Consider the following 7,108-nt stretch of genomic DNA (forward strand, 5'->3'; position numbering starts at 1 on the left):
GCGCTGGGCAGTGCCGCTACCGGCAGGAACTTGTAGGCAAAGAGTCCGCCCAGCACGAGGGCGAACGACATCAGAAGGGTGGCGACGGGCCTGCGAATGCAGAATTCGGAAATCATTGGGCAGCCTCGCCGGCATTGGTCGCCTCGGCCACCTTGGGCGCGGCAGCACTCGCCGTGGCCTTGCCTTCATGCACGGCGGCGCCGTCCTTCAGCCTTGTCTGGCCTTCGGTGACAACCTTCTCACCGCTTTTCAGCCCCTGGCTGATGGCGCTGTTCTCGCCTTCGGTCAGCGCCACTTGCACCGGCCGCATCTCGACGGTGTTGTCCGGCTTGACCACATAGACGAACGGCCCCTTCTGGCTGGGCTGCACCGCGACCGTCGGAACCGATGTCATCTGCGGCATGATGCCGGCGTCGAGCACGACATTCACATACTGGCCCGGCCACAGCGAAAGATCGGTGTTCGGCACACTCGCCCGCGTGGCAATCGTGCCCGACGCGGTGTCGACGCTGGAATCGACGAAATCGAGCGTGCCCTTGCCGATCGGCGTTGGATCACCGTCCTTGGTAAGGGTGACCGCCCCTTGCTGCGGATTGGCAAGCGCCTTGTGCAACAGCGCCAGGTTGCTTTCAGGCAGATTGAAGTTCACCTGCAGCGGATCCATCTGGGTGATGGTGACAAGCGGCGTCGCCGTGCTGCTGTTGCCGTTGCTGACGGTGACGAGGTCACCAACGGCGACGCTGACAGCGCCCAGCCTGCCGGAAATCGGCGCCGTGATGGTGGCAAAGCCAAGCTGGACATTGTCGGCGTCGATTGTCGCCTTGTCGGCATCGACAGTCGCCGCGGCAGCCTTCGCCGCAGCGACGGCCTGGTCGTAGGTCTGTTGTGTGCCAGCCTGCTTGGCGACCAGATCCTTGGCGCGCTGGAGATCGGACTGCGAGCTGGCGAGCATCGCCTGGTCCTTGGCGAGCGTCGCCTGGTCCTTGGCAAGCTGCGCCTTCAGCGCACGGTCATCGAGCGAAAACAGAACGTCGCCGGTCTTCACCATCTGCCCGTCCTTGACGTCGATCGATACGATCTGGCTGGACACACGCGCATTGATATTGACGACGGCGGGAGAGGAGACGAAGCCGATGGCGTAACGCCGGATCGGGAAATCGGCTGTAGAGGCGACGGCCGAAAGAATGGAGGCCGAGCGCGCCACGCTGGCGGCTTTCTTGTCCGAACCAGCAGCCGGTTTGTCCGACGCGGCCACCTGCTTTGCGCCGAACAGCTGTTGAACCTTGCCCAGCGCATCAGGCGAAAGATAAAGCCACCCCGCCGCGCCCAGACAAGCGACGGCAAGCAACGAAAGAACGACTTTTCCACGCATGGTCAAAGGCTCTCTCCACCCGACACGTCGTGGTCCGATGGTTCTATTCTAGCGCAAATCACGGCCCGTTGCCGCGATTTGCGCTAGAATAGATAGGACACACCTTTGTCGGAAAAGGGCCAAAAGACGGCATTACGAAGATTTAATGTGCACTGCACAATGGTTGTGCAATGCGGCCTGGCTCCCGATCCGGACAGTACGCCTAGACTTCGGATCCTGTCTTTCGACGATCAGACGGTGCGCCCCACGGCCTACCTCAGCATCGGCCAAAGCGTCGCCGCCAGCAGTACGCCCATGGCGATGTTGAACCATTTCAGCCGCACCGGGTCCGACAGGAAACCGCGCAGTGCGGTGCCGAAACCCGCCCACACCGAGACGCTCGGCAAATTGACGATGGTGAAGGCCACGGCGATCAACACCACCGACAGGAATGGATGCTCCGGATTGGTGTAGACGGCCATGGCGGTGATCGCCATCACCCATGCCTTGGGATTGACCCACTGGAACGCCGCCGCATCGATGAAGCGCATCGGCTGCGCCTTCACCTCGCCCTTGCCGCTAAGCGAGCGCGACATGGCGATCTTCCAGGCAAGATAGAGCAGATAGGCGCCGCCGGCGATCTTCAATCCGGTGTGCAGCGCCGGGAACGCCGTCAGCACAGCGCCGAGTCCGAGGCCCACGGCGACCAGCAGCACCAGGAAACTGATGCTGATGCCCAGCATGTGCGGAACCGATCTGACGATACCGAAATTCACGCCCGATGCCAGAAGCATGAGATTGTTCGGCCCGGGCGTGATCGACGTCACGAAGGCGTAGACAAGCAGGGCAAGGAATGCATCAAGCGACATGATATCCTCCCTGATAAGTCAGCATTATTGTCTCTTCCCGGCGACCGCGCAAAGGCCACAGGCGGGCCCACAGCGAGGCCAGGAGCCTCCCCCTTTTTCGAAGGCGTCAGCCCCCGGTTCGGGGCGCTAACCGCCGAAGCCCTACATCGCCTGCGGGCCGCGGTTCAACGCCGCCACGCCGGTGCGGCAGATTTCGACCAGGCCGAGCGGCTTCATGATGGCGATGAACTGGTCGATCTTGGAGCCCTTGCCGGTGATCTCGAAGATGAAATGCTCGGTGTTGGCATCGATGACGCTGGCGCGGAACGCATCGGCCAGCCGCAGGGCCTCGACGCGGGCCTCGCCGGTGCCGGCAACCTTGACGAGTGCCAGTTCGCGCTCCAGCGGCCGCTCCTGGCCGGATTCATGCGAACGCACGGTCAGGTCGACGACGCGGTGCACCGGCACGATGCGCTCGAGCTGATGCTTGATCTGCTCCAGCACATGCGGCGTGCCGCGCGTCACGATGGTGATGCGCGACAGGTGCTTTTCATGTTCGGTCTCGGAGACGGTCAGGCTCTCGATGTTGTAGCCGCGCCCGGAAAACAGGCCGATGACCCGGGCAAGCACGCCCGGCTCGTTGTCGACCAGCACGGAAAGCGTGTGGTTTTCCGGCTTTTCCGTTTCCTTGGCGATGAAATAGGCGGAACCGGTCGGCTGTAGCTGTGCGTTCATGACATGAATCTCGATTTCAAGCTCTTGAGCTAATTCTCTGTTTGCGCACGGCTTCTCGCGACAGCCCTGCTTCGGCTCGGCTGGCTACACCAGTTCCCTGCCCTTGGCGTCGATGGCGTTGGCCACCGCCTCGTCGGTCGCCTCGTCGGGCAACAGCATCTCGTTGTGCGCCTTGCCCGACGGGATCATCGGGAAGCAATTGGCGAGCGTCGCCACGCGGCAATCGAACAGCACCGGCTTCCTCACCGAGATCATCTCCTTGATCGCGTCGTCCAGTTCGTCCGGCTTCTCGCAGCGAATGCCGTGGCCGCCATAGGCCTCGGCCAGCTTGACGAAGTCCGGCATCGCTTCAGTGTAGGAATGCGAGAGCCGGTTGCCGTGCAGCAGCTGCTGCCACTGCCGCACCATGCCCATATACTGGTTGTTCAAGATGAAGATCTTGATCGGCGCATTGTGCTGAACGGCAGCGCTCATCTCCTGCATCGTCATCTGCACTGAAGCGTCGCCGGCAATGTCGATGACCAGCGCGTCGGGATGCGCGATCTGCACGCCGAGCGCCGCCGGCAGGCCATAGCCCATCGTGCCCAGCCCGCCCGACGTCATCCAGCGGTTCGGCTTCTCGAAATGATAGTGCTGCGCCGCCCACATCTGGTGCTGGCCGACCTCGGTGGTGATGTAGGTGTCCATATCCTTGGTCAGCGCGTAGAGCCGCTCGATGGCGTATTGCGGCATGATCACGTCGTTGTTCATCTTGTAGGCGAGCGAGTCGCGCGCGCGCCATTTGGCGATCTGCTCCCACCAGGGATAGAGCGCCTTCTTGTCGGCCTTGGCGCTCGCCCGCCACAGCCGCACCATATCCTCCAGCACCCGGCCGACATCGCCGATGATCGGCACCTCGGTGTGGACATTCTTGTTGATCGACGACGGATCGATGTCGATGTGGATCTTCTTCGAGTTCGGCGAGAAGGCGGTCAGCCGCCCGGTGATACGGTCGTCGAAACGCGCGCCGATGCAGATCATCACGTCGCAGTCATGCATGGCCATGTTGGCTTCATAGGTGCCGTGCATGCCGAGCATGCCCATCCAGTTCTTGCCCGATGCCGGATAGGCACCGAGGCCCATCAGCGTCGAGGTGATCGGGAAACCGGTGAGATCGACCAGTTCGCGCAGCAGATGGCTCGCTTCCGGGCCGGAATTGATGACACCGCCGCCGCTATAGATGATCGGCTTCCGGGCGCCCGCCATCAGCTCGACCGCCGCCTTGATCTTGTCCAGGTCACCCTGGACCTTGGGCTGGTAGCTGGTGCGCGGCGCGATCTGCGGCGGGACGTAGAATCCCTTGGCGAACTGCACGTCCTTCGGGATGTCGACGACGACCGGGCCGGGGCGGCCGGTGGTCGCGACATGGAAAGCCTCGTGGATGGTCGCGGCGAGTTCGTTGACGTCCTTCACCAGCCAGTTGTGCTTGGTGCAGGGGCGCGTGATACCGACCGTATCGCATTCCTGAAACGCGTCCGAGCCGATCAGCGAGGTCGGCACCTGCCCGGTCAGGCAGACCAGCGGAATCGAATCCATCAGCGCGTCCTGCAGCGGCGTCACCGCATTGGTGGCGCCGGGGCCGGAGGTCACCAGCATCACGCCGGCCTTGCCGGTCGAGCGCGCATAGCCTTCCGCCGCATGGCCCGCGCCCTGCTCGTGGCGCACCAGGATGTGCTCGACCTCGTCCTGCTGGAAGATCTCGTCATAGATCGGAAGGACAGCGCCGCCCGGATAGCCGAAGACATGTTTGACGCCATTGTCCTTCAGCGCCTGCACCACCATTTCGGCGCCCGTCATTTCGCGCCGCTCGTTCTGTCCGTTGCTCATCGGTCTGGTCCCGTACTGTCGCCATTTGGGCGTTGCTGGTCGTTTAGTCGTGTTTCGGGCAATAAAAAAGGCCCCCGAGGGAGCCTGTGTCTTGCGCATGGGGGGTTTTCGCCCGGCGGTTACACCGCCTTGCCCACGCGCTTTCCTACGAGAATGAGTGCCGTTTTCATGGTGGCGGACACTAAGGGCGGGAAAGGCGGCCTGTCAACGGGAAAAATCGCGCCGGCGATGAAGACACTTCATGGCTCGGCAAATGGCCATCACGATCGCGCGACGGACGCCGCATCCTTCCCGACATCATGGATGTCGGAGCATCACTTCCATCGTCACCGCAAGGGCGCCCCCGAACCGGGTCCGGAATCGTGCTCTTAAGATAAGCCTTTGAAACCGCTTGAAACTATGGTGGGGCGTGACGAGGGCCGTCATCTCTGCCGATACTTGGCTTTCCGGCCGGCAAGTCCGGCGGAACCACTATGACGATCTGGATTTCACGGGAGGAAACCTGATGCTCGACAAGGCCCCTAGCAAGAAACTGTCCGACCTGCTCGACCAATTCGGCGCCGCCTTGGCCGCCAATGACATCGAGAAAGCGGTCGATTGCTTTCAGGAGGATTGCTACTGGCGCGACCTCGTCACCTTCACCTGGAACATCAAGACCATGGAAGGCCGCGACCAGGTCGGCGACATGCTGAAAAGCCAGTTGTCGAAAACGAGGCCGTCACACTTTGCCATCGCCAAGGGCGAGGACGCGACCGAGAGCGGTGGGTTGATCGAGGGCTGGATCAGCTTCGAGACGGAGGTGGCGCGCGGCTTCGGTCATATCAGGCTGAAGGACGGCAAGATCTGGACGCTGCTGACCACCATGACCGAGTTGAAAGGTCACGAAGAGCCGGCGGGCTTCGCGCGGCCGATGGGCGCCAAACATGGTTCTGGTAAGAACCGTCCGACATGGAAGGAAGAACGCGAGAAGGAAGCCGCCGAGCTCGGCTTCAAGACACAGCCCTATACGGTCATCATCGGCGGCGGCCAGGGCGGCATCGCGCTTGGCGCGCGGCTGCGGCAGCTTGGCCTCCCGACCATCATCATCGAGAAGAACGAGCGGGCTGGCGACAGCTGGCGCAAACGCTACAAGTCGCTCTGCCTGCATGACCCGGTCTGGTACGACCATCTGCCCTATATCGACTTCCCGAAGAACTGGCCGGTCTTCTCGCCCAAGGACAAGATCGGCGACTGGCTGGAAATGTACACCAAGGTGATGGAGCTGAACTACTGGTCCTCGACCGAGGCCAAGAGCGCTTCCTATGACGACGAGAAGAAGGAATGGACTGTCGTCGTCCACCGCGACGGCAAGGACATCACCCTGAAGCCGAAGCAGCTGGTGCTGGCCACCGGACAGTCCGGCAAGGCCAATCTGCCGAAGTTCAAGGGCATGGAGAGTTTCAAGGGCGACCAGCATCACTCCTCGAAGCACCCCGGCCCCGACGCCTATGCCGGCAAAAAGGCCGTCGTTATCGGTTCCAACAATTCCGCCCACGACATCGCAGCCGCACTTTGGGAAGCCGGTGCAGACGTCACCATGGTGCAGCGCTCGAGTACCCACATCTCCAGATCCGACACGTTGATGGAAATCGGCCTGGGTTCGCTCTATTCGGAGCAGGCGCTGCAGAATGGCATCACCACGGCCAAGGCCGACCTGATCTTTGCTTCGCTGCCCTACAAAATCCTGCACGAGTTCCAGATTCCGGCCTATGCCGAGATGAAGAAGCGCGACGCGGCATTCTACAAGGGACTGGAAAAGGCCGGTTTCATGCTCGACTGGGGCGACGACGAGTCCGGCCTGTTCATGAAGTACCTCAGGCGCGGCTCTGGCTATTACATCGACGTCGGCGCCTCGCAACTGGTCATCGATGGTTCGATCAAGCTGAAGAGCGGCGTCGACGTCAAAGAGATCAAGGAGCATTCGGTCCTGCTCTCCGATGGATCGGAACTGCCTGCGGACCTCATCGTCTACGCCACCGGCTACGGCTCGATGAATGGCTGGGCCGCCGATCTGATATCGCGCGAAACCGCCGACAAGGTTGGCAAATGCTGGGGCCTCGGCTCGAACACCACCAAGGATCCCGGCCCTTGGGAAGGCGAGTTGCGCAACATGTGGAAGCCGACGCAACAGGAAGCGCTGTGGTTCCACGGCGGCAATTTGCACCAGTCACGCCACTATTCGCAATTCCTGTCGCTGCAATTGAAGGCGCGGCACGAAGGCATCGCGACGCCGGTCTACGGGCTGCAGCAGGTCCACCACAAGGGATAG

Annotated in this window: 5 protein-coding genes; 1 reads left to right on the forward strand and 4 read right to left on the reverse strand. The window is 62.0% G+C overall.

Features of this window, described 5'->3' with window-relative positions; all coding sequences use genetic code 11:
* Positions 1-112 precede the first annotated feature (112 nt).
* The 4 genes from EN935_RS16105 to EN935_RS16120 form a co-directional block, all read right to left on the reverse strand.
* Entirely contained in the window at positions 113-1,372 is a 1,260-nt protein-coding gene (locus EN935_RS16105; RefSeq protein ID WP_127373438.1) for an efflux RND transporter periplasmic adaptor subunit, read from the reverse strand.
* A 251-nt stretch (positions 1,373-1,623) separates the two neighbouring features.
* Positions 1,624-2,220 carry a LysE family translocator gene (locus EN935_RS16110; RefSeq protein ID WP_127264697.1) on the reverse strand — a complete coding sequence of 199 codons (597 nt, stop codon included), beginning with the start codon at positions 2,218-2,220 and terminating at the stop codon, positions 1,624-1,626.
* A gap of 141 nt (positions 2,221-2,361) precedes the next feature.
* Entirely contained in the window at positions 2,362-2,934 is a 573-nt protein-coding gene (gene ilvN, locus EN935_RS16115; protein WP_023757090.1) for an acetolactate synthase small subunit, read from the reverse strand.
* A gap of 84 nt (positions 2,935-3,018) precedes the next feature.
* A complete protein-coding gene (locus tag EN935_RS16120) occupies positions 3,019-4,800 on the reverse strand; it encodes an acetolactate synthase 3 large subunit (protein WP_127264696.1) in 1,782 nt (593 codons plus the stop codon).
* A gap of 505 nt (positions 4,801-5,305) precedes the next feature.
* Between EN935_RS16120 and EN935_RS16125 the strand changes: the two genes are divergently transcribed.
* Entirely contained in the window at positions 5,306-7,108 is a 1,803-nt protein-coding gene (locus EN935_RS16125) for an NAD(P)/FAD-dependent oxidoreductase (protein WP_127264695.1), read from the forward strand.

It is taken from the genome of Mesorhizobium sp. M7D.F.Ca.US.004.03.1.1, assembly GCF_003998635.1.
Lineage (GTDB): Bacteria > Pseudomonadota > Alphaproteobacteria > Rhizobiales > Rhizobiaceae > Mesorhizobium > Mesorhizobium loti.

Coding starts and splice junctions, on each gene's coding strand:
- EN935_RS16105 (WP_127373438.1), bottom strand. CDS start 1,372: ATGCGTGGAAAAGTCGTTCTTTCGTTGCTTGCCGTCGCTTGTCTGGGC.
- EN935_RS16110 (WP_127264697.1), bottom strand. CDS start 2,220: ATGTCGCTTGATGCATTCCTTGCCCTGCTTGTCTACGCCTTCGTGACG.
- ilvN (WP_023757090.1), bottom strand. CDS start 2,934: ATGAACGCACAGCTACAGCCGACCGGTTCCGCCTATTTCATCGCCAAG.
- EN935_RS16120 (WP_127264696.1), bottom strand. CDS start 4,800: ATGAGCAACGGACAGAACGAGCGGCGCGAAATGACGGGCGCCGAAATG.
- EN935_RS16125 (WP_127264695.1), top strand. CDS start 5,306: ATGCTCGACAAGGCCCCTAGCAAGAAACTGTCCGACCTGCTCGACCAA.